This window comes from Tsukamurella sp. 8F (assembly GCF_029167375.1).
In the GTDB taxonomy this organism is placed as follows: domain Bacteria; phylum Actinomycetota; class Actinomycetes; order Mycobacteriales; family Mycobacteriaceae; genus Tsukamurella.
The window spans coordinates 94942-116308 of sequence record NZ_JARFTP010000010.1 but is presented as its reverse complement, the minus strand read 5'-3'; the positions used below and the strand labels follow the sequence as shown (position 1 = coordinate 116308).

Here is a 21367-nt window from a genome sequence, read left to right as displayed (position 1 = left end):
GAATCTGTAGCCTCGGGGCCGTGTTGGCAGAGGAGTTGTCCGAGAACAGCCGGAACTGGCTGATCGACAAGCCGGTCGGCATCGCGGTCTACGTGGCGCTCGCGTTGGTACTGCGTTTCGTGTTGCACCGGTTCATCGATCGCCTCGCGCGCAGTGCCTCGGGGACGGGGCGGCCACCGCGCCTGCGGTGGCGGCGCAGACCGGTCGAGAAGAAGCCGCCGCGGGACCCGCGAGCGCGCGCCCGTCGGGCCCAGCGCGCCGAGACCATCGCCTCGGTGCTGAAGTCAGCGGTGTCCTTCCTGGTGTTGATCTGGGTCGTACTGCAGTCGCTCGCGATTCTCGGCGTCAACGTCGCACCGCTCGTCGCATCGGCCGGCGTCGTCGGTATCGCGATCGGATTCGGCGCTCAGAACCTGGTGCGGGATTTCATCACCGGACTGTTCATGTTGTTCGAGGACCAGTACGGAGTAGGCGACATAGTCGATCTCGGGGAGGCTACGGGCACCATCGAGACCGTCGGCCTGCGGATCACGACGTTGCGCGACATGCACGGCACGCTCTGGTACGTACGGAACGGTGAGATCCAGCGCGTCGCGAACTTCAGCCAGGAACACGCCGTCGCGGTGGTGGAGTTGCCGGTCGCCCATGCCACCGACGTCGACCTCGCGTGCCGGGTCGCGCACGAGACGGCGCAGGCCGCATCGGACGATGCCGAACTGCAATCGGAGATGCTCTCACCCCCGCAGATGCTCGGGGTCTCCTCGGTCACCGCCGATACCGTGACCCTGCGCCTGACGGTGGCCGTACGCGCCAACTCCCAGTGGGCAGTCGAACGGGAGCTGCGCCGACGGATCCTGGGCGCGTTCGAAGCACACGATGTGGCCGCCCCGTACCCGAGCGGCTTCCCCGTCCCGCGGGGCGCCGCGCGGGTCTGACGGTCCCGCGAACAAAGGCACTCCCCGGCGCGGAAGCTATGTGGTGAAGCAGCAGTCGAAGAACTCGGCACCGAACGCCGTGACCTCGATGCGCCGCCGGATCACCTTGGCGTAGCGGCCGGCCTTGCTGATCGCCTCGGCGACGGCAGGCTGGACCTGGACGAGCTCGTAGCGGTGCAATTCGACCGGCTCCTTCGAGAACCAGATCAACCCCAGCCGGTGCAGGTTGCCGAGATACGCGGTGATCCGCTCAGGGTTCCGGCACCCCGCGACCTCGGGAATCATCGAGAGCCCGAACGCCACCGCCTCAGAGCCCACGCCGAACGGGCGGTTGGTGCGTACGTCGACCGCGGGCTGCGGTCCGCTCGCCAGCAGCCGCAGGATGCGGGCCTCGTCGGGCGCGAGCTGTTCGAGGATGTATTGGAACGCCGGATGCGTCGCCACGCCCTGGCGCGATTCGGCCGACCGTGCCAGCAGTCTGTCGCCCGCCCGCCGCAACTCCTCTGCGGTGGGCGGCGGCGGCTCGATGGGGGTCTGCTGCGTGGCCGGCTCGTCCTCGACGACCTCGGCGTGTACGACGATGCGGGGCGTCCCCGCAGGGAGGGCGACATCCACCAGATGCTCGGCCTCGGTGACGAACTGCCTCGTGAGGCGGCCGGCGGAACCGGTGACCTCCTTGCCGAGTTCGAATGCCGCCGATGACGCCTTGTTCAGACGCCCGAACACGCCCCCGACGAGCGGGGTCGACTCGGGCAACGCCGGCATCTGCGGCCCGCGACGCTCGAGCGCACGGCCGTCGTCCTCTATCGGGACCCCGTCCTCCGTCATCACCACTCCGTTGAAAACCACTACACCGTCTGTCATTGTCTACACCCCGAAGATCGCCAGATGGAGGAACCCCGCCGCGGAGCCGAGCACCGCGCCGTGCAGGAACAGAAGCCACTCGTCCTGTTTGATGGCGGACCGCAGGAGCTCGCTGAGATCCTCCGGCCGCAGAATGGTCATCCGCGCTGAGACGAACGCCCGCACCTTGCTCCGCTGCTGCTCCACGAAGGCGGGTTCGGCCACCGTCTGCTCGGCGACCTTGAGGGCCTCGATACCGGCGAGCTGCGGGACTCGGGCGTACGCCTCGGAGCCCACCGACAGCTTCACCACGCGCCGCGCCCACCCGGCCGCGGTATCGACGGACTCCCGCAGGACATGCTCCACCGTGGCGCGCGTCCGGTCCGACCTGGGGCCGTGCAGCAACTCGTCGCAGATGTTCTCGATGGTCACCACCTGATCGGCCATCACCTCGGCGTACTGCTGCGCGATCTCCTCGCGGCGTTTGAGGAACAGACCCTGCCGCCACGGCACCCAACGCTTGGCGTGCAGCGGCTCGAAGATCATCGTGATGCCGACATAGTTCACGACGTAGCCGATCACGATGCCGCCCAGCGGCAGCAGCCACCAGTGCGGGAAGTAGTGCAGCAGCGCTACCAGCACGAAGCCCATCGGGAAGCCGAAGTAGAAACCGAAGTTCTGCATGAACCTCAGCTCCTTGCGGCCGATGTTGTAGAAGATCTGCTTGAGGATCTTCGGGTTCGCGGACAGGTGCCGGATCACCATCAGCTTCGCGTCGACGTAATCGTCGATGTTCTCGCCGATCGTCGCGGTGATGCGCCGGATGTCGTCTGGCAGACTCGCCGCGACCCGCTTGTAGACGACCGCCTTCAACTCGTCGGGAAGCGAATACCACAGGCGGGGATTCTCCCGCTGCATGATGCCTTCGACGATGCTGGGGACCTCGGGCAGCGCCGAGCGCGTGAGATGCTCCGATACGTACTCGGGGTCGAGGATGCGGTAGAAGTCGGCGATGCTGCCGACCTTCGAGAGCGACTTGTCGACCGCGATACTCGCCATCTTCTCGGCACGGGACGGGACGATGCCCTGCCAGCCCACGCGGCCGTCGGCGCGGATCGCGGGGATCACCTGAACCCTGCGCGGCAGCAGCGGATACAGGACCCGGACACCCGGCACCTTGACGCCGTAGAACCGCTTGGGCTCGAACAGCATGAGGATGCCTGTCCAGTTGGTGATGTACCCGATGATCCCGGTGAACAGCGGGATCGTGATGAGTTGCTCGATCAGGTGCGCGTTCATCGCCGGTCCTCCGTCACGTCGTCCGTCCCGGCGCCGCCACGCACATCTGTAACATAGTCTTTATTACATTCGAGATCGCGTACGCGACCCCGTCTGGCCTCTTCGGCCTCCAATAGGCGCTCGAACTCCGCGAAGAGCATGTCGAAATCGCCCTGAACCGCCGGGCGTCGCCACTGCTGCACCCCGATCAGCATCGCCATACCCGCGACGGCGAGTGCATGTGCTCGCTCGGGCCCGACGAGGGGCGTGAAATGCTCGACGAGCATCGTCTTCCGGCGCGCATCGAGCCGCTCCTGGACGGCCTCGACCGCCTTGTTTATGTGGGCCCAGCCGCGAAGGGCCGCCTCCGCCTCGTGGGGCAGCCCCTCGGCCAGCGCCTTCAGGCTCTGCATCTGGGCGCGGATATCCCCGTCGACGGTGCCCTGGCGCCGGATACGGGCGACCTGCTCGGCCTCCCAATCGGCGAGGAACTCGTCGATGAACCCCTGAAGACTGCCGAAGTACCCGTAGAAGGAGCCGCTCGTGACGTTCAGCGCCTTGCACAGTGTGCCGATCTTCAAGCCGGAGACACCGTCTTCGGCGAGCACGGTGCGCGCCGCCGCGAAGTAGTCCTCGCGACTCACCACGATGTGCATCGCGCACCTCCTGTCACAGGTACATAGGTCCGTCGCCGCAGGCAGGCACCCGGGCTGATAGGAGTGTAGGGCCTATCTATCACCGATTGCGGCAGGTGTGACCAACACCGCGTACAGAGTACGAAACGCGCGAGCCTCCACCGGCCCGGTCGGGACGGGTGTGACAGCGCGTCACCGCATATGCACGTTCCGACCGATCGGCGTAGCCTTGCGCCGCGCGAATCGCCTATTGCGCATCACCCGAGCACGTGCTAGGAGATGGTCGCCCTGTCCGGACGGACACGAGTCACCCTGCAGGCCACTTTCGTCCCCGCGGAGAACGCATTCGCCTGGTGGGGACCCGACCGACTGGACCGCGCCGTCGCGGCGCACGACCTCCCGCCGGGCAGACCCGGAACCTGCATGCTGGCCGTCCCCGACGGCGCCCGCATCGTCGCCGCCGAAAGGGAGGTGCGCCTCGTCGATGTCGACGAGGCGGTCGCAGCGCTCACAGCGCTCGACCGACGCTCGCGTGTGGGACGCTCGATCAAGACCTGGCAGGAGGCGGCGTGCCTCGTCGACCCCGCCGCGGAGCCGACCGCGAACCGCCCGGCCGACCGCGACGACGAGTTCGCGGCGCTCGCCGCGCGGATGCCCACCGCAGCGCACGCCGTCACCGACGAGGACGGTTCGGCCGTGGCTGCGCCGGCCGCGCTTCTCGCGCAGTTCCGCCGGGCTGCGAGCACGACCGCCGAGCTCACCGGCGCCGTCGACGCACAGCTCCGCCCGTACCAGGTGCACGGCGTGGCCTGGCTTCGCTCTCGCATCGAGCTGGGCGCCGGCGGCGTGCTCGCAGACGAGATGGGGCTCGGCAAGACGCTGCAGGCGATCTGCCTACTCGCGATGCGGCGCACCGAGCGGCCGCACCTCGTGGTCTGCCCGACGTCGCTCATCGGGAACTGGCGCCGCGAGCTGGCGCGCTTCTCCCCCGGCACGACAGTCGTCCGCTACCACGGCTCGAGTCGCCGGCTACCCGACGATTTCGAGCCCGGCACCGTCGTCGTGACCAGCTATCCGGTGCTGCGCAGCGATGAGAAGCTCGCCGCCACCGCATGGGACGTGGTCGTGATGGACGAGGCTCAACAGATCAAGAACCCCGAGGCACAGGTGAGCCGCGCGGCCGCGAAACTCACCGCGACCGTGCGGATCGCGATGACGGGCACGCCTGTCGAGAACCGGCTCGATGAACTGTGGGCGCTGTTCCACGTGACCAACCCCGGACTACTCGGCTCTCGCAGCCGCTTCCGACAGCGGTTCGCGGCGCCGATCGAGAAGCGGCGTTCGGCTCCCGCCGCCGAGGCACTCTCATCTCTGGTACGGCCGAACATGTTGCGCCGCACCAAGGATCTGGTGGCTACCGAACTGCCGGCCAAGCAGCACACGTCGATGGTCTGCACCCTCACCGAGGAGCAGGTCCGACTCTACCGGGAGGCCGTGGATCGCGCTTTCACGGAGGGCCTGGGCGGCGGCATCGGGCGGAGCGGAAAGGTGCTCGCGCTCCTCACCGCGCTCAAGCAGATCTGCAACCATCCGGCCCAGTACCTGGGCGACGGGCCGGCCGGATCGGGCCGGTCCGGCAAGTTCGACCGGGCCACCGAGATGCTGGCCGAGATCGCCGACGACGGTGATCGCGCCCTCGTGTTCACGCAGTACCGCACGATGGGCGAGCTGCTGTCGACGACGCTCGGCGAGACCCTCGGAATCGCACCGGTGCCGTTCCTGCACGGTGGGCTCTCCGGCGACAGGCGCGACCAGATGGTCCGGGCGTTCCAGGAGGACGATGACGCGCCACCGGTGCTGCTGTTGAGCCTGCGCGCAGCGGGATTCGGCCTGAACTTGACCCGCGCCGCGCACGTGATGCACTACGACCGGTGGTGGAATCCGGCCGTCGAAGCGCAGGCCACGGATCGCGCCCACCGCATCGGCCAGACGCGAACACTCAACGTGTACACAATGATCACCGGCGGCACGATCGAGGACCGCATCGCGCAGATGCACGACACCAAGCGCGGGCTGGCCGACGTCGTCGACGGCAATGCGGAGGCCGCCCTCGCGAAACTGTCCGACGACGACCTGCACGCCGTACTCGACCTCGACCTGGGAGCCATCTGATGATGTCGGAATTCGGTGCCACCGTGTGGGGGCGCGCCTGGACCCGGACGGTGGAGAAGACCTCCGCATCGGTTCCGAACCCGTCGCTCCCCAAGGCGCGCACCGTCGCCCGCAACCAGGGGGCGACGGTGACCACCGAGGTCGGCACGGTGACAGCGACAGTCGCCGTATCCGGTGCGGCGGCCAACGTGCGAATCGAGTTCCCCTCGTGGCCCGAGCCGGTGCAGCGGACGGCCCGGGAGTTGCTCGCCGCGTCTCTCGCCGCGCATCCGGGCCTGGCCGCAGGCGACCTACCGGATGGGCTCGCCGACGACTTCGCCTCCGCCGGAATCACATTCGCGGTGCCACTCGACGAGCACACCGCGACCTGCGACTGTCGCAGCCGCAAACGGCCGTGCGTGCACATCCTGGCCACGCTCTACGCGCTGTCGATGCGCATCGACGAGCGGCCACGGCTCGCGCTCGAGCTGCGAATGGCCGGCTCCGACGCGGTCGACGACGCGGATCGGGAGTGGATTCCCCTGGACGATCTGGATGTGGCGACGTTCTACGGGTGATCCGTCGGCCGCTCACCCCTCCGGCCCCCGCCCTGATGGCGACTCCGGTGCGCTGCTACGCGAGCACGGTTACCGCACGCGGTGGAGGAGCACCACTTGCGGTTGCCGGCTCGCGAAGTGTCGAGGAAGAAGCTGCCGCACGTGTGGGCGCTGCACTGGCGCACGCGCTCGGCTAACGGCCCCGTGATCAGCGCGAGCGCGTCGGCGGCTATGCGGTGCGCGATCGCCTCGGGACCGTCGGCGCCGACCTCGACAACGGTCAGCCGGTGCTGGGACCGAGGATCCACCGCGGCCAGCGAGGTGATGTGACCGCGCTGCAGTGCACGGTTGAGCTCAGACACCGCCGCGGGGTCCTGCGCGCGGCCCTCCGTCTGTGCGGCCAGCACGCTGAAGATCGCCTGCCGCAGAGCCCGGAGGTCGGCTAAGTCCTCCTCACCGAACGGTTTCGCGGTGGGGAATCCGTTGCTGCGTAGCCACCCAGCGGCAGTCTCCGGGTTCGTCAGATCATCGGAAGGATGCTCGGAGAACCTGCCGTGGACCGTGCCGACGAGTTCGAGGCTGACCGGCGGCCTCATCTCACGCATCCGCGCTCCTTCCCGCGGGAACTCCGATGATCGGTCCGCAACATTACGCGCCTCCGAGGGACGGCGGCCACACGCGGTTCACGAGGCATCAGGAACACCGCGGCCAATGCCGGTATGGCGCCCACGAGCAACATCACCGGCGACCAGGACGTGATCGGCAGGAGAGCCGAGACGGCTATCGGAGTGATGAACGCACCGCCGAAGACCATGGTGTTCTCCAGCCCGAGCGCGGTGCCGGAACGCTCGGCGCCCGCGGTGACCGCGATGTCGGCGTAGTGCACGCCGTGCCAGCCGCAGGCCAATGCCCCCGAGACCACCAGCAGGGTGGCGACCGCCCACGTCGGGAGCACGCTGTACACCGACAGGAGGACGAATCCCGCTGCGATGAGCCAGCTGTAGATCCGCACGATGCGGCGACGGTATCGGCCGCCCTGGAGGTCGGTCCACTTCCCGCCGATGACGCGGGACGCACCACCGAGGACCTGCACGATGACCAGTAGGGCCGCGATGGAGCCGATGGACATGTGTTCGACCTGGTGTAGGAAGATCGCACCGAAGGTCAGGACCGTGAACTGGGGCAGGTCGAGCAGGAAGGCGACCAAGGCGATCCGCCAGATCACCCATCTTCGCAGCGGGTTTTCCACGGCAGTGTTCGTCACGGCGCCTTCGGATTTCGCGATAGGCGCGTCCTCGAGGAATGCGACGACGGCCGCGGTCGCGAGCGCCGACAGTGCAGCCAAGAACACGAAGACCCACCGGAACCCGAAGGCCATGCCCAGCGGAGGTAGTACGGCTGCTCCGATTGCGCCGCCGACGGGTACCGCGGTCGCGCGGATGCTGATCGCGAAACCCCGTTCGCTCGGTCCGAACCATCCCATCACCGCTCGGCCGCTCGTCGAGTTGATGCATCCGCCGGAGGCGCCGGCGATGAGCAGGACGGCCGACAGCAGCCAGTAGCTAGGAACCGAATTCCCATGCGGCGCAACGAATAATGCGGCGAGGACGAACATGATCGTCGTCCCGGTGAGGCCGGTGATCAACACGGGGCGCTCACCGATCCGGTCGGTGATGATGCCCCATGCGACCTCGGTGATGGCGATACCACAGGTGACGGCGGCGAGGACGATCCCGAGTCGGTGGGTGGTCAGGTGGTATGCCGCCTGCAGCACCGGACCCGATGTGGGGATGCCCTGGAAGGCGATCGAGAAGGCCGCCTGGGCGCCGACGCCGATCCCGAGTACGCCCCACTTGTACCGCGGTCCACGGCAGTGAAGGACCGGCAGCGCAGCGGTGGGCTGCGCCGCCTCGGCCGGCCGGGTCAGTTCTGTCGGCATAATCACCTCATTCGTATGTAATGCATTGAACCTATTACATCACAGGCTCACCCTCGCGCGCTAATCGTTGCGACGCGCCGAGCCGCCATCCGATACGATACGAAACGTGTCGTATTCAGATAGACCCGTTGAGAGACGGCAGGGCGGGGGGCGCCCCCGTGACGCGACGCGGGAGGCCGAGATCCTCGCGGTGGTGGCAGAGCTTCTGTCCGAGAGTGGCTATGAAGGCGTCACTTTCGAGGCGGTGGCGCGTCGTGCCGGCGCATCCAAGCCCACCCTCTATCGGCGTTGGAGTTCCCGGCGGGAGATGGTCGTGGCGGCCGTGAAGGCGGGTCCCGCCGGACGCGACAGCCTGGCGGACATCGACACCGGCACTCTGCGCGGCGACCTGCTCGCCCTGTGCGAGCGCCTGATCGCGACGATGCGTTCGACCGACGGACAGACGGCACTGGTCCTGCTCCAAGCCGGCTTAGAGGATCCCGAGCTGTGCGACGAGATCGAGCGAACGGTCGGTCCGACGGGAGCGCGCCTGCCGCCGACGGTGGTCGACGCCGCCGTGCGTCGCGGGGAACTGCCCAGCGATGTGGATCCGTTCCCCTTCGAGGAGGTCGCGGGGTCGGTATTGCTGATCCGCCGTCTCAACGGCCTGGACACGGGCACTGATTACCTTGCGGCCCTGGTCGACTCGATCCTCATCCCAGCATTGCGGGCGAGCGCGCAGGATGCGCCACCCCTTCCCGCCGGGGTCTTCTCCGGCCACCCCGCGCCCGCAGCGGCCACCTTAGACGAGAGGCACCCATGACCACGCCCGCCATCGATGGATTCCGCTACGAGCGCATCCCCGGCCACGACGGGGTCGGCCTCAACGTCGCGTCCGCGGGCAGCGGACCGGCCGTCGCGCTGCTCCACGGCTTTCCACAGACCCACTACATGTGGCGGGCGGTGGCGCAGGACCTCGCGGTCGATCACACCGTGATCGTCCCCGACCTGCGGGGCTACGGTGCGAGCGCCAAGCCCGTCGAGCGCGACGAGACCACGTATTCCAAGCGCACGATGGCTGCAGACCTCACAGCCATCGCGGATGCGCTCGGCCACAGACGTTTCGGTGTCGTGGGACACGACCGCGGAGCCCTCGTCGGCGTCCGTGCGGGCCTCGACCATCCCGGACGCGTGCAGTTCCTGGGCATCCTCGACGTCCTGCCGACCCTCGACACCTGGAACGTCCTTAAAGGGGTCGACGCCGGAGTCGCCTGGCATCTGTATCTGATGGCGCAGCCCAGGGGGCTGCCCGAGCGGATGATCGCCGCCGTCGCAGAGGACTTCTTCGCGTCGTTCCTCGACGTGTGGGACACGGACGGCAGCACGTTCACGCCCGAGGCGCGTCGCCATTACATCGAGAGCTCAGTCGATGCCGTCGACTCGATCGTCGCCGATTATCGCGCCACGGCGGGGATCGACCTGGACATGGACCGCGCCGACCGCGAGGCCGGCCACACCCTGGATATGCCGGTCGGTGTCGTCTCGCAGGACTGGGGCTCGCGGCTGGGATTCGACGCCGCCTCGCTCTGGCGCGCGTGGGCGCCGGACCTGACCTATCGGACCATCGATGCCGGCCACTTCATGGCCGAGGAGCAGCCCGGCGAGATCTCCGGCTTCATTCGCGAGCTCGCCGCCTGTTCCGCAGGCGGTTAGCGCCTCGGCTCGGTCCGATCGCGCCGCCCTCAGTCGGGCTGCGGGCGGGTCGGCCAGGGCGATACCAGCGTCTTTCGCAGCACCGAGCGACTTCAGGTCGTCTTCAGACCCGCTTCCGACCATGGGGAGAGCCACCGCATCGGGTGGCACCGATGCTCCAGGAGGCGCGATGACACACCCGACCGAACCGTTACCGCCTGTGCCGCCGAACCGTCCGCGCAGGATCATGGGGCGCCGCACGCGGATCGTCGCCGTGTGCGCCGCAGCGGGCCTGACACTGTGTGCCGCCGGGGCTACCGGTGCCGGCATCGCGCTGGCATCGTCGTCGCACGAGACCGATGCGGCGATGTCCTCGCAGATGTCCTCGCCCGCGCCCGCGGACAAGAAGCGACACACCAAGACGAAATTGGATGCAGCGCATAAGGGCTGGGCGCACAAGTACGGTCATGACGCCGCCTCGATGCCCAACCTGCCCGACGTGGCGGCCGCATCGGATGCGCAGCGCGCAGCGGCGGCGGACCTGCTGCAGCAGTCCGAGGCCGACACCGCGAAGTATTCGGATGTCACCGCCGCCAAGGCGGCCGGCTACGACCTCGACTCGGCACTGAAGCGCGCCGAGAAGAAGCGCCCCGCACTGGCGAAGCACCTGAAGCGCGTGGACGCCGGTGCCACACCGAAGATGATGCCGATGCTGCACGTGGCGAATGTCGAGTTCCGCAAGGACGGCAAGGTACTCGACCCGAACGCACCCGAGACCCTGATGTACGAGTATCAGGCCGGCGGGCACTGGAAGCTGATCGGCGTCATGTACACCGCCGCGGAGTCGTACCCGGCGGCACCACCCACCCCAGGCGGCCCGATCACGCGGTGGCACTATCACTCCCGCAGCGGCGGAGCGTCACTGATGATGCACGTGTTCTTCGTGCCCGGAAACGATCTGGCGCATGCGTTCGCGCGGGAATGGACACCGTGACATGGCTGCCGGCTTCGAGACGTTCGCCTGGAGCGAGACCCGCAGCCGCGCCCGCTGGGTGCTCGCGGCTGCGGCGGCCGTGGCCGCCGTAGCGCACATCCCGGTGATAGCGCCGCACCTGGACGAGGCGCCCTACATGGGCATCGCATTCGTCGTGCTCACCGCCGCATGCGGGCTCGTCGCGGCGACCGCGCTGTGGGTGGACTCCGGGGCCGTGTACGCCGCCGCACTCACGACATGCTCCCTCGCCGTCGTGGGCTACATCGCGACGCGGTCGATGTCCTTTCCCGAGCTCGGCGACGACGTAGGCGACTGGTTCGAGCCGCTCGGCGTGGTGTCGGTCTGTGCCGAGACCATCGCCGTCTGCGCAGCGGGGTGGGGACTGAGCAGGGCGCTCCGCTCCCCTGCGCCGACGGGACCACCCCCGCCGCGGAACCCGACGGAGCCGTTTCCGACGGTGCCTTCACCGCCTGATCGGTAGGACCAGCCGGAAGTCGGTCGCGAAACCGGCAGGAGGCTCGTTGCAGGTCAGATCCCCGCCGTGGGCGCGCGCCAGCCCACGAGCGATCGCGAGCCCCAATCCCGCTCCGCCGATCCGGCGGCTCGCGTCCAGGCGCACCAGTCGATCGAAGACGCGCTCGCGATCCGCGGCGGGGATACCGGTCCCGGTATCGACGACGTGCACCTCGGCCATCTCCCCTGCCGCACCCACCGTCACGACGACTCGTCCGCCCTCCGGCGTGGCCTGGCAGGCGTTGTCGACGAGGTTCGCCAAGATCTGGCTGACGCGCGCGGCATCCACCATTGCCACGGCGCCCCCGCCCCGCAGCTCGAGTACCAGCCCGGCATGCACCAACCGACTTCGCTCCACCTGCGCAGAAGCAAGCTCGTACAGGTCGGCCTCGGCGAGGTCGAGGTCCAGCGGAATGCTCGCGTCGATGCGGGCGAGGTCGACGAGGTCGCCCACGATGCGGCCGGCGCGGTTCGACTCCTGCACCAGGATCACGCTGAGCCGCTCGCGTTCGGCGGCGTCCGTATCCTGCGAACGCTGCAGCAGGGCCTGTGCCATCGCGCGCATCCCCGTGATCGGGGTACGCAGCTCGTGTGCGGCGTCTGCGACGAACCGGCGGACCCGGTCGTTCGCCTCGCGCGCATGGGATTCCGCGCTCTCGATCGAGTCCAGCATGTCATCGAAAGCGTTCGCGGCCCGTCCCAGCTCGGTGTCCGGGCGATCCGGCAGGAGCCGGCCGCCCCGGTTGCCCGCCTCCGTGTCCCGGGCCAGGCGCGTGATCGCATCGAGCGGCGCGAGCGCACGGCGCACCGCAACGGCGAGAAGAAGACCCGTCACCGCCAGCGTGGCGAGCGCGGTCGCGACCATGCCCCAGAGCAGCCGCGACTTCACGACCTGCAGCGGCTGACTGTCGACCGTCAGGGTGACGCGGGCACCGTCGAGCCGGCCGCCGTGCAGTACGAAGTCGCGCGTCTGCACCTCACGCTCGCCGCGCAACCTCCTGTGCTCGCCGATCACCTCGCCGTCGGGCATGGTGACCTGCGCGGTGATGAGCCGGACGTCGACCCGCCGGACGAATTCCTGCGGCGTCGCCACCGTGCGCGCGAGGGTTTCGGCGTAGCCGACCCGTGCCCGCAGCTCCTCGCTCACCTCCCGGTGCACCACGGACTCGAAGAGCGCCGCCACCACCACGACGACGATCACCAGCGCGAGTGCGAGCGCCGAGAGTGTGGTCACCAGGACGCGGCCCCGGAGCGAGACCGTCAGGAGCCGCGGGAGTGCCGTCACGATGTGATCGTCCGCCCCGAGGGAGGTGCCCGAAGGATGTAGCCGAGCCCGCGCTCGGTGTGCAGGAGACGGGGGCCGTGCTGCTCCAGCTTCTTCCGCAAGGCGCTCACGTGCACCTCGACGAGGTTCGGATCGAACCCCTCGTAGCCCCACACCGCGGTCAGGACCTGCGTCTTCGACAGGACCCGGCCCCTGCACTGCGCGAAGTAGGACAGCATCCGGAACTCGGTCGCGGTCAGTGACAGCGTGTGGCCGGCGCGGATCGCGACCCCCGCGTCCGGATCGACGACGAGATCCCCCACCTCGACCGTGGCGCCCATCCGGCCGGTGCGGCGCAGGACCGCGCCCACGCGTGCGATCACCTCGGGGAGGTCGAAGGGCTTGGGGATGTAGTCGTCGGCGCCGGCGGTGAGGCCGCGCACCCGATCCGTCGAGCCGTCGCGCGCCGTCACCATCAGGACGCCCGCGTCGCAGTGCTGACGGATCTCACGCAGGAGGGTGAACCCGTCGCGGCCCGGCAGCATGACGTCGAGCAGCACCACGTCGGGACGGAAGGCATTCAGATCGGCCGACAGGTCACCACCGTCCGGGCGGCCGACGGCGGTGTAGCCGGCGTCGTGCAGCGCGGCCTCGAGTGCGCTGCGGATCGCGGTCGAGTCCTCGATCACGAGAACGCGTGCGCGCGCCATCAGGCGTGCGCTCCGATCTCGGCGGCCGAGGGCATGCCCGCGATTGTGCCAAAGAGCGCCCGGCCGGAGGTGAGTCCGGCCGGGCACGGGAGAAGGGTCACCAGTGGCCCGGGTAGCACCGTCCGGGGCTCCACCAACCGGCGTGCCACCGACCGGGGCTCCACCAGCCCGCATGCCACACGGGCGGGCTCCACCAACCCGGACGCCAGCTGTGGCCGTCCCACCATGCCGGGTGCCAGACCCCCCGTCCCCACCAGCCGGCATGCCACACGGGCGGGCTCGCCCAGCCGGGATGCCACTGCGCGGGTGAACACCACCCTGGCGTGTAATGCGGTGCCGCGTTGGCGACGGAGTCACCGAACACGAAGAGTGCCAACATTATTGCTGTGGTGGCTACCGCCACCGCGATGATCTTCTTCATACTGAGACCATCTCGGGCGAGTCTGAAGGGCACCTGAAGATCGCTGCCCGCGGCGGAACGCCCCTGGTCGACGAGATCCAGGGTAGGTTCGCTACGAATACCGCACGTCTGGAGGGATCCAGGTGCTCACGACACCGCCTCACCCGCTCTGTGAGTTCGCATGAAGGTTCTCGCATACACGGCGGTCGGCCGCGGGCATCTGTACCCGATGATGCCGCTACTTCTCGAGCTACGCGCCCGCGGGCACGTCGTACACGTCCGCACCATCGCCTCGGAGGTGCACACGCTCGCATCCTTCGGGCTGGACGCCTCCGCGCTGGATCCGCGAATCGAATCCGTGCCCTCCGATGACGCATCTGCGACAAACCCTGTGCAGGCCTTCGCTCACGGCATGGAGATGTTCGCCCGCCGCGCGGTGTTCGAGGCGCCCGACCTCGACGCGGCGGTTGCTGCGTACTCGCCCGATCTCCTCGTCGTCGATGCGAACGCCTGGGGAGCGATGGCAGGCGCCGAAGCGTGCCGGCTGCCGTGGGCCTGCTTCTCCGCCTCACCGATCCCCATCCGCTCCCCGGGGCTGCCTCCGTTCGGGCCGGGCCTCGCGCCCGCCCGCGGGATCTCCGGTCGCGCACGGGATGTACTCGTCGGCGCGGCCCTGGACGCGCTCGCCCGACGGATCGCCGGCCCGCGGATCAACGCGACCCGTACCTCCGTCGGGCTGCCCGCACTGACCGACCCGGACGACTTCTATCGTCGGCCGCCCGTCCTGCTGGTCGCCACAGCAGAACCTTTCGAATACCCACATCCCGATGTCCCGAACCTGGTGTATCTCGGTGCGTGCGAATGGGATCCGCCAACAGCACAGCCGCCTTGGCTGGGCGCGATCGACCGCCCGATCGTCCTGGTCACCACGTCGTCCGACCCGCAACGGGACGAGGTACTCGTCCGGCACCTGCTCGCGGCCATGGCGGGAACCGGCCTGCACGTCGTCGCGACCATGCCGGCGGGGGTCCCATCAGACCTCGTCGTTCCACCCGACGCGACGGTCGTGCGCTTCGCCCCACACGGCTCGATCCTGGATCGTGCGTCGGTTGCCGTCACACACGGCGGTATGGGCGCCACCCAGAAGGCCCTCGCGCGTGGTGTACCGACGGTGGCGGTGCCCTTCGGCCGGGATCAGCTCGAGGTCGCCCGCCGACTAGAACTGGCCCGCGCTGGAATCCGGCTGCCGTCACGGATCGCCCGGCACCCGCGACGTGGTCCGCGGGCGCTGCGGGCAGCCGTGCGCGCCGCCGGCTCGATGACGGCCGGTGCTCGCGCCGTCGCCGATGGGTACCTGGCGACGGGTGGCGCATCGACGGGCGCCGACGTGATCGAAGCCGCCGCCCGGCGCTGAGTGGCGCCTCCGAGGCGCGTCCGAGGTGCTGAGCCCCTCGATCACCCGCGATGGATGTCGAGTGACTTGATCCAGAGCCGACTGCAGATCTGCGTGAGCACCTCGGCCGGGACCTCGTCGTCGGATACGACGGATTCCGTGCCGACCGTCATGCAGTAGGTGTGGTACGCCAGGCGGCTGACCATCGACGACAGCGCGCAGGCGGTCAGATACGGGTCCAGCCCGGGATCGGCGAGACCACGTTGCTGTAGTCGCTCGATACCTCGCGCGTTCCGTTGCGCGAAGGCCTTGCTGCGGGCGATCCGGCGTGCACGGAGTCCGGCATCGATCGTGCTGACCTGCTCGAGTAATCGCATCATCGATGCGTTGCGCCGATAGGCCACCAGGTAGGCGTGGATCGAGGCCTCGATCACCGCGTACGGATCGGCCGACGGTATGTGTTCGTCCAGCCGAGGATGCAGCATGTCGTCGCGAACCGTGTCGAGGACCGCGTGCAGCACCTCTTCCTTCGAGCCGAAATAGAGGTAGAACGTGCCCGTCGAGCAACCGGCCTCAGCGAATATGTCGGCCAGACGGGCATCGATGAAGCCTCTGTCCTCGAAGACCTTCCGGGCCGCTGCGATGATCCCGTCGCGCGTGCGGATGCCGCGTTTCGTGGCGGGGAGTTCGCGCAACATGGTGACGTCGGCGAGCGACGGCACCGCGTCGCCGTGCTGGCCGGAGCCGTCGGGGGTGGTGCCGACCGTTGCGGCCGTCGACTCTCCCACTGCTGTCTCCTATCGTGTCGTAGCCACGATAGTGGCGCGGCATGCTGTTACGCCGCCAAGTAGGTGGGGTCGGCCGTTCCGGGGAAGTATCCACGTATCAGCCGCGGCGGTTCGAACGCGCGCCACGGGTCGAGCGGCGCCGCAAGTCGGTCGAGTGTCGCGTACACGGCCGGCGGTTGCACCGCCATCCCGAGGTGGCTGGAAGCCACCTCGATGTTCTCGGTCAGCGGGGTGCGGGGATACAAGCAGGCCTGCCAGCGAACGATCCCGTCGAAGCGGCTGAAGATGGAAGTCGCCGGCACCGCAGGCTGCGGCGCGGTCGTCCACCTGTCGAAGGCGAACTCGGGCACGTGCAGGTGCTCTCTCCGCCGGTACGAATGACCGGCGCGGGACTGGGCGGGATCGGTGATCGAGACCGGCGACCCGAGCGTGACGATCCGGTCGACGCTATCGGGAAAGCGGCGCGCGAGTTCGCGGGCGAAGAGCCCGCCGAGGCTCTGCCCTATGAGGCTGATCGGCCGAGCGTACTGATCCTGGATTCGACGGAAGAGGGCGTCGAGACCCTCGATCGCGTCAGCCGTGGGTCCCTGGTTACGCCCGAGCCCCCAACCGTGAGTGCGATATCCGTGGTGATCGAGCATGCGTCGGAGCGGAACCGTCGACCAGTCGCCGGCCATGAATCCGGGAAGCACGAGCACCGGACGGCCGTCGCCCCTGTGTGGCCGGGTCGCGAGCCACGCGGCAGAGCCTCCGAACCAACTGAGCTCGCCGAGTGCGCGCGAACCGTCGGTGATGCTGCACAGCAGGTGCGGAGGACGAACGGGCGCGTGGGTTTCGCGGGTCATGGGTGCTCCTCATCTCGTCCACGTCGCCTCACGCACGTGTGACTGTGTCGGGGATCGAACTTTTCCAATCCTGACGTCATGTTCATATCGCAGTCTATGCTCCTACAGACGTGACGCGCATCACTGTTCGTCCGATCCGTTGATCCCCTACCGAAGGGTTGCCACACCACATGCCCACAGTTGAGACGGTCCGAGGCCCCATCGACGTCGACGCATTGGGGCGTGTGCTCATGCACGAGCACGTCTTCACCCTGGGGACGGAGATCCGGCAGAACTATCCTCAGTACCCGGATCCCTGGGACGAAGAGGTACGCGTCGCCGACGCTGTCCAGCAGCTCACCGACATGGTGGCGCGGGGGATCACCTCCATCGTCGACCCGACGGTCATCGGCCTGGGGCGGTACATCCCGCGGATCCAGCGCATCAACGAGCAGGTCGACCTGAACATCGTGGTCGCCACCGGCGTGTACACGTACAGCGATGCGCCGATCCAGTTCCACTTCACCGGCCCCGGGCGGATATTCGATACCCCGGTCGACCCGATGACCGAGCTCTTCGTGAAGGACATCCGGGAAGGCATAGCCGACACCGACGTGAAGGCGGGGCTGCTCAAGTGTGCGATCGACGAACACGGTCTCACCCCCGACGTCGAGCGGGTGATGCGCGCCGTGGCACAAGCGCACGTCGAGACCGGAACGCCGATCACAGTGCATACACACGCGCACGACGAGACCGGGTTGATCGTCGAGCGGGTGCTCGGGGAGGAAGGGGTCGACCTGTCCAAGGTCGTCATCGCCCACAGTGGGGACAGCACGGACATCGACTACCTCCGCAAGCTCGCGGACGCGGGGGCGATTCTCGGGATGGACAGGTTCGGGATCGACGCCTTCTGCCCGTTCGAGGACCGCGTCGCCACGGTCGCCACGCTCGCTGCGCTCGGCTACGCCGAGAAGATGGTCCTCGCGCACGACGCGTCCTGTTACAGCGACTTCTATCCGGAGGCGCTACGCAAGGCCGCATTACCCCGGTGGCGTTTCACCCATGTCAGCGACGACGTCCTTCCCGCCTTGCGCGAACGCGGCGTCTCCGACGACCAGATCACCACGATGCTCGTCGAAAACCCGCGCATCTACTTCTCAGGAGCACACCGATGACCGATATCATCCCCGTCGGACGCGAGCACAATCCCTTCTCACGCAACGACACCCGAGTCGACAGTCGTGGCCGCACCTGCTACGAGGGGCTCCCCGACACGTTGATCGCCGCGCTCCATGCGCGCGTCGACGTCGATCCCGAGGCGGAAGCCGTCGTCGAGCTGGGCGGTGAGCGACTCACCTACCGCCAGTTGTGGGACCGGTCCGCGCGAGTGGCCGGCGGCCTTCGGGCGCGCGGACTCGCACGGGGGGACCGCGTGGCGATTCGCTATGCCGCCGGCGTGAACTGGGTTCTCGCCTTCTACGGGACGATCATGGCGGGGGGCGTCGTCGTCGCAGTGAATACGCGCTCGGCGCAACCAGAGGTCGAGTTCGTCCTCGCGGATTCGGGGACGCGCATCGACCTCGCCGCCGACGATCCGCTACCCGACGGCGATCCGTTCGTCGTAGACGGGCTCACGGCATCCGACACGGCGGGCATGTTCTACACATCGGGTACCACCGGGAGCCCCAAGGGGGTACCCACCGAGCATCTGGCCTTCCTGAGCAACGCGATGACGATGGCCCGCACCATCGGCACACCATTCGACATCGGGCGAGGTCTACGCACCCTCATCTCGGTCCCGTTGTTCCACGTGACCGGGTGCAATTCGCAGCTGCTGTTCGTCCATCTCTTCGGTGGCGCAGCGGTCATCATGCCTGCTCTCGACCGCGAGGGTCTGCTCACAGCGCTCGTCGAGGAACGCATCAGCTTCCTCGTCACCGTGCCCGCCGTGTACGCCCTACTGTTGCGCACACCCGGATTCGAGGACGTGGACCGCTCCAGCGTGCAGTGGGTCGGCTACGGTGGCGCGCCCATCGCGCCGAGCCTGGTGAAGGCCATACAGGAGGGCTTCCCCACGGCGGAGGTCTTCAACGGGTACGGCATGACCGAGACCGCCTCGTTGATGACCGTGCTTCCACACACCGACGCGGTCGAACACGCGGATTCGGTGGGCTACGCGGTGCCGACCGTCGACCTCGGCGTCGTCCCGCACGACCCCGCAGATCCCACGCTTGGTGAGCTCGTCGCGCGCGGCCCGAACATCACCTCTGCGTACTGGAACCGTCCGGAGGCCACCCGAGAGGCCATCGACACCGAAGGTTGGCTTCGCACAGGCGATATCGTCCGGGTCGACGACGCGGGGCGGGTTCGCATCGTCGACCGCACGAAGGACATCATCATCCGTGGCGGCGAGAACATCTCCAGCATCGAAGTGGAATCGGCACTGGTCGCTGCGCCCGGCGTACTCGAGGCCGCGGTGCTCGCCGTGCCGGACGACGTGATGGGCGAGAAGGTGGGCGCCGTGGTCTTCGGAGGCGAGGAGATCCCGGACACCGGCGCAGTGGTCGAGCACTGTCGAGCGATGCTCGCGGATTTCAAAGTGCCGCAGTACCTCGTGATCACGGACGGCCCGCTGCCGCGCAACGCCGGCGGGAAATTGCTCAAGGCGCGCCTGCGCGCCTCCGTGGAGTGGGGGGAACCGCTGCGATGAACACAGGCACACCCGTGTCCCCGGCGAGCCGGGAGACCGCGGCCGAGAACACACCCGCCGGGGGCGGTATCGAAGTGTTCGCAGCTTCGGCGTTGTTCGGCGGACTCGGCGCACTGCTGCCTCTTGGGGCGATGCGACGCGCCACGTCCGCGGCCGTGCGGCACCCCGCGCCCGTCGTGCGCACCCTCGCCCGGCTCCCCGGAGGTCTGGTCACGGCGACCGTCGGCGGCGCCCCGGACCGGGTGGGCCGCGACAGCAGGTTCACCGATCGAGCCTGGCAGGGCAACCCTTTCTTCCGGCGTCTCGCCGCCGGATACCTGACCACCTGCGACGCGGTGATGACGATCCTCGACGACCTCGACACCGACTGGCGCACAAGGGAACAGCTGAGACAGTCCGTAGACAATCTACTTGCTGCGGCAGCTCCGACGAACAACCCGCTGGTCAACCCTGAGGTGTGGAAAGAGGTCCTGGACACCGGGGGCAGCAACTTCCTACGCGGGAGCCGATACGTCCTCGACGACTGGCGGACTCCCAGCAAGCTACCTGCGGCGGTGGATCGCTCGGCATTCCGCATCGGCGAGACCATCGCGGCCACCCCCGGCGCAGTGGTACGCCGAGAGCGCTTGTACGAACTGCTCCAGTACACGCCGACGACGGAGAAGGTGGACGCGGTCCCGACGGTGTTCATCGCCTCCCCCGTCAACAAGTTCTATCTGCTGGATCTCGCCCCCGACCGCTCCCTCATCCGGGCGGAGCTGCGGGCCGGCAGGCGGGTGTTCGTCATCTCCTGGGTCAACCCGGACGCCTCGCACGCAGACGTTGGATTCGACGATTACATCGCCGCGCTCATCGAGGCGATGGAGACGGCGTGCCGGATCGCAGGCACCGATTCGTGCCACCCGATCGGGTTATGCGGAGGCGGGCAGATCACACTGATCGCGGCGGCCTATCTGGCGGCGGTCGGCCGGCAACAACTCATGGCCACGCTGTCCATCGCGATCGCCGTGACCGACTTCTCGGCCGGACCGGCGGGGTCAGCGAGCCTCGATCGAGGGCGCGCGCGGCGGGCGATCGAGAAATCAAGGCGGAGTGGTCGATTCGATGCGGCAGACACGGCGCGCTCATTCGCCGTGATGCGCCCCGTCGACGGGATCTGGAACGCGTTCGTGCACCGCTACCTGCTCGGCCGTGCAGCCCCGAAACACGACCTGCTCTACTGGGCCGCCGACCAGACCGACCTGGCCGCGGCGTTCGGCGCCGATCTGCTGGAGATCGCGCTCGACAACCCATTCGTCGTTCCAGGACGCGCGCGCATCCGGGACACGCCCATCGATGTCTCGGCCATCTCCGTGCCCACCTACGTCCTCGGCGCATCGACGGACCACATCTCACCGTGGCGGGACTGCTACCGAACGGTGGCGATGATCGGCGAGACCGCTGATTTCGTCCTCGCGACCGGCGGACATGCCGCCGCCATCGCTCGGGGGCCGGGCGCCGAACGCGCGTCGTACCGCACATCGGTGCCCGCCCTCGGCGTCGACGCCGACGAGTGGCTCGGCCGATCCGAACTGCACGCGGGACCCTGGTGGGATCACTGGAACGCCTGGCTCACCTCGGTATCACCGGATACCACGACAGCACCGGCGCACCTCGGCGACGACGCATACCCGGTACTCGGCGACGCACCCGGAACCTACGTCCGGCGGGTCGCATCGTGACCACGGTGGCTCGCACCCGACGCGAGCATCGACATCGACAC

Annotated in this window: 21 protein-coding genes; 11 read left to right on the top strand and 10 right to left on the bottom strand. The window is 68.4% G+C overall.

Translation table 11 applies throughout. From position 1 onward, the window contains the following. Nucleotides 1-2: 2 nt before the first annotated feature. Complete coding sequence (locus tag P0W64_RS10325; RefSeq protein WP_275480035.1) at nt 3-935, top strand: mechanosensitive ion channel family protein; 933 nt, start codon at nt 3-5, stop codon at nt 933-935. Between the two features lie 36 nt (nt 936-971). On the opposite strand, the gene P0W64_RS10320 is transcribed toward P0W64_RS10325, so the two are convergent. The 3 genes from P0W64_RS10320 to P0W64_RS10310 are packed head-to-tail and all read right to left on the bottom strand — an operon-like array spanning nt 972 to nt 3712. After that, a complete protein-coding gene (locus P0W64_RS10320; RefSeq protein WP_275480007.1) occupies nt 972-1799 on the bottom strand; it encodes an Abi-alpha family protein in 828 nt (275 codons plus the stop codon). A gap of 3 nt (nt 1800-1802) precedes the next feature. Then, nucleotides 1803-3077 (bottom strand): hypothetical protein, encoded by a 1275-nt coding sequence (locus P0W64_RS10315; RefSeq protein ID WP_275480006.1) that lies wholly within the window; start codon nt 3075-3077, stop codon nt 1803-1805. After that, nucleotides 3074-3712 (bottom strand): TetR/AcrR family transcriptional regulator, encoded by a 639-nt coding sequence (locus P0W64_RS10310; protein WP_275480005.1) that lies wholly within the window; start codon nt 3710-3712, stop codon nt 3074-3076. The genes P0W64_RS10315 and P0W64_RS10310 overlap by 4 nt, the downstream gene beginning before the upstream one ends. A 258-nt stretch (nt 3713-3970) precedes the next feature. Here P0W64_RS10310 and P0W64_RS10305 point away from each other — a divergent pair, with 258 nt between their 5' ends. Both P0W64_RS10305 and P0W64_RS10300 read left to right on the top strand, forming a co-directional pair. Continuing rightward, entirely contained in the window at nt 3971-5863 is a 1893-nt protein-coding gene (locus tag P0W64_RS10305; protein WP_275480004.1) for a DEAD/DEAH box helicase, read from the top strand. Further along, nucleotides 5863-6420: an SWIM zinc finger family protein gene (locus P0W64_RS10300; protein ID WP_275480003.1), complete on the top strand. Its 558-nt coding sequence runs from the start codon at nt 5863-5865 to the stop codon at nt 6418-6420. The genes P0W64_RS10305 and P0W64_RS10300 overlap by 1 nt, the downstream gene beginning before the upstream one ends. Here the strand turns inward: P0W64_RS10300 and P0W64_RS10295 are convergent. Then, entirely contained in the window at nt 6411-7004 is a 594-nt protein-coding gene (locus tag P0W64_RS10295) for an ABATE domain-containing protein (RefSeq protein WP_275480002.1), read from the bottom strand. The genes P0W64_RS10300 and P0W64_RS10295 overlap by 10 nt on opposite strands. Next, nucleotides 6992-8338 carry an MFS transporter gene (locus tag P0W64_RS10290; RefSeq protein WP_275480001.1) on the bottom strand — a complete coding sequence of 449 codons (1347 nt, stop codon included), beginning with the start codon at nt 8336-8338 and terminating at the stop codon, nt 6992-6994. Before P0W64_RS10290 ends, P0W64_RS10295 begins: the two co-directional genes overlap by 13 nt. A gap of 106 nt (nt 8339-8444) precedes the next feature. On the opposite strand from P0W64_RS10290, the gene P0W64_RS10285 reads away from it, so the two are divergent. The 4 genes from P0W64_RS10285 to P0W64_RS10270 all read left to right on the top strand — a co-directional run bounded on the left by P0W64_RS10285 (nt 8445) and on the right by P0W64_RS10270 (nt 11484). Beyond that, entirely contained in the window at nt 8445-9140 is a 696-nt protein-coding gene (locus tag P0W64_RS10285; protein ID WP_275480000.1) for a TetR/AcrR family transcriptional regulator, read from the top strand. Beyond that, complete coding sequence (locus P0W64_RS10280) at nt 9137-10030, top strand: alpha/beta hydrolase (protein WP_275479999.1); 894 nt, start codon at nt 9137-9139, stop codon at nt 10028-10030. The genes P0W64_RS10285 and P0W64_RS10280 overlap by 4 nt, the downstream gene beginning before the upstream one ends. A gap of 169 nt (nt 10031-10199) precedes the next feature. Further along, complete coding sequence (locus P0W64_RS10275) at nt 10200-11003, top strand: hypothetical protein (protein WP_275479998.1); 804 nt, start codon at nt 10200-10202, stop codon at nt 11001-11003. Continuing rightward, nucleotides 10975-11484 carry a hypothetical protein gene (locus tag P0W64_RS10270; RefSeq protein WP_275479997.1) on the top strand — a complete coding sequence of 170 codons (510 nt, stop codon included), beginning with the start codon at nt 10975-10977 and terminating at the stop codon, nt 11482-11484. The genes P0W64_RS10275 and P0W64_RS10270 overlap by 29 nt, the downstream gene beginning before the upstream one ends. Here the strand turns inward: P0W64_RS10270 and P0W64_RS10265 are convergent. From P0W64_RS10265 to P0W64_RS10255, 3 genes are all read right to left on the bottom strand, one after another. Beyond that, nucleotides 11467-12801 (bottom strand): HAMP domain-containing sensor histidine kinase, encoded by a 1335-nt coding sequence (locus tag P0W64_RS10265; protein WP_275479996.1) that lies wholly within the window; start codon nt 12799-12801, stop codon nt 11467-11469. The genes P0W64_RS10270 and P0W64_RS10265 overlap by 18 nt on opposite strands. Next, nucleotides 12798-13490 (bottom strand): response regulator transcription factor, encoded by a 693-nt coding sequence (locus P0W64_RS10260; protein ID WP_275479995.1) that lies wholly within the window; start codon nt 13488-13490, stop codon nt 12798-12800. The genes P0W64_RS10265 and P0W64_RS10260 overlap by 4 nt, the downstream gene beginning before the upstream one ends. Before the next feature lie 97 nt (nt 13491-13587). Continuing rightward, nucleotides 13588-13911: a hypothetical protein gene (locus tag P0W64_RS10255; protein WP_275479994.1), complete on the bottom strand. Its 324-nt coding sequence runs from the start codon at nt 13909-13911 to the stop codon at nt 13588-13590. A 160-nt stretch (nt 13912-14071) separates the two neighbouring features. Between P0W64_RS10255 and P0W64_RS10250 the strand changes: the two genes are divergently transcribed. Then, complete coding sequence (locus tag P0W64_RS10250; protein ID WP_275479993.1) at nt 14072-15304, top strand: glycosyltransferase; 1233 nt, start codon at nt 14072-14074, stop codon at nt 15302-15304. Nucleotides 15305-15345: 41 nt separating this feature from the next. Here P0W64_RS10250 and P0W64_RS10245 read toward each other — a convergent pair whose 3' ends face one another. Together P0W64_RS10245 and P0W64_RS10240 are read right to left on the bottom strand one after the other, a co-directional pair. Then, nucleotides 15346-16071: a TetR/AcrR family transcriptional regulator gene (locus tag P0W64_RS10245; RefSeq protein ID WP_275479992.1), complete on the bottom strand. Its 726-nt coding sequence runs from the start codon at nt 16069-16071 to the stop codon at nt 15346-15348. A gap of 47 nt (nt 16072-16118) precedes the next feature. After that, nucleotides 16119-16916 carry an alpha/beta hydrolase gene (locus P0W64_RS10240; protein WP_275479991.1) on the bottom strand — a complete coding sequence of 266 codons (798 nt, stop codon included), beginning with the start codon at nt 16914-16916 and terminating at the stop codon, nt 16119-16121. A gap of 170 nt (nt 16917-17086) precedes the next feature. On the opposite strand from P0W64_RS10240, the gene P0W64_RS10235 reads away from it, so the two are divergent. The 3 genes from P0W64_RS10235 to P0W64_RS10225 are packed head-to-tail and all read left to right on the top strand — an operon-like array spanning nt 17087 to nt 21326. Further along, a complete protein-coding gene (locus tag P0W64_RS10235) occupies nt 17087-18070 on the top strand; it encodes a phosphotriesterase-related protein (RefSeq protein WP_275479990.1) in 984 nt (327 codons plus the stop codon). Beyond that, nucleotides 18067-19605: an AMP-binding protein gene (locus tag P0W64_RS10230; RefSeq protein WP_275479989.1), complete on the top strand. Its 1539-nt coding sequence runs from the start codon at nt 18067-18069 to the stop codon at nt 19603-19605. Before P0W64_RS10235 ends, P0W64_RS10230 begins: the two co-directional genes overlap by 4 nt. Then, nucleotides 19602-21326, top strand: coding sequence for an alpha/beta fold hydrolase (locus tag P0W64_RS10225; protein ID WP_275479988.1), 1725 nt, complete (start codon nt 19602-19604; stop codon nt 21324-21326). The genes P0W64_RS10230 and P0W64_RS10225 overlap by 4 nt, the downstream gene beginning before the upstream one ends. Nucleotides 21327-21367 lie beyond the last annotated feature (41 nt).

Excerpts from the sequence above, each read along its gene's own strand:
- P0W64_RS10320 (WP_275480007.1), bottom strand. The coding sequence starts at position 1,799 with ATGACAGACGGTGTAGTGGTTTTCAACGGAGTGGTGATGACGGAGGAC.
- P0W64_RS10315 (WP_275480006.1), bottom strand. The coding sequence starts at position 3,077 with ATGAACGCGCACCTGATCGAGCAACTCATCACGATCCCGCTGTTCACC.
- P0W64_RS10310 (WP_275480005.1), bottom strand. The coding sequence starts at position 3,712 with ATGCACATCGTGGTGAGTCGCGAGGACTACTTCGCGGCGGCGCGCACC.
- P0W64_RS10305 (WP_275480004.1), top strand. The coding sequence starts at position 3,971 with ATGGTCGCCCTGTCCGGACGGACACGAGTCACCCTGCAGGCCACTTTC.
- P0W64_RS10300 (WP_275480003.1), top strand. The coding sequence starts at position 5,863 with ATGATGTCGGAATTCGGTGCCACCGTGTGGGGGCGCGCCTGGACCCGG.
- P0W64_RS10295 (WP_275480002.1), bottom strand. The coding sequence starts at position 7,004 with ATGCGTGAGATGAGGCCGCCGGTCAGCCTCGAACTCGTCGGCACGGTC.
- P0W64_RS10290 (WP_275480001.1), bottom strand. The coding sequence starts at position 8,338 with ATGCCGACAGAACTGACCCGGCCGGCCGAGGCGGCGCAGCCCACCGCT.
- P0W64_RS10280 (WP_275479999.1), top strand. The coding sequence starts at position 9,137 with ATGACCACGCCCGCCATCGATGGATTCCGCTACGAGCGCATCCCCGGC.
- P0W64_RS10275 (WP_275479998.1), top strand. The coding sequence starts at position 10,200 with ATGACACACCCGACCGAACCGTTACCGCCTGTGCCGCCGAACCGTCCG.
- P0W64_RS10270 (WP_275479997.1), top strand. The coding sequence starts at position 10,975 with ATGCGTTCGCGCGGGAATGGACACCGTGACATGGCTGCCGGCTTCGAG.
- P0W64_RS10260 (WP_275479995.1), bottom strand. The coding sequence starts at position 13,490 with ATGGCGCGCGCACGCGTTCTCGTGATCGAGGACTCGACCGCGATCCGC.
- P0W64_RS10255 (WP_275479994.1), bottom strand. The coding sequence starts at position 13,911 with ATGAAGAAGATCATCGCGGTGGCGGTAGCCACCACAGCAATAATGTTG.
- P0W64_RS10250 (WP_275479993.1), top strand. The coding sequence starts at position 14,072 with ATGAAGGTTCTCGCATACACGGCGGTCGGCCGCGGGCATCTGTACCCG.
- P0W64_RS10240 (WP_275479991.1), bottom strand. The coding sequence starts at position 16,916 with ATGACCCGCGAAACCCACGCGCCCGTTCGTCCTCCGCACCTGCTGTGC.
- P0W64_RS10235 (WP_275479990.1), top strand. The coding sequence starts at position 17,087 with ATGCCCACAGTTGAGACGGTCCGAGGCCCCATCGACGTCGACGCATTG.
- P0W64_RS10230 (WP_275479989.1), top strand. The coding sequence starts at position 18,067 with ATGACCGATATCATCCCCGTCGGACGCGAGCACAATCCCTTCTCACGC.
- P0W64_RS10225 (WP_275479988.1), top strand. The coding sequence starts at position 19,602 with ATGAACACAGGCACACCCGTGTCCCCGGCGAGCCGGGAGACCGCGGCC.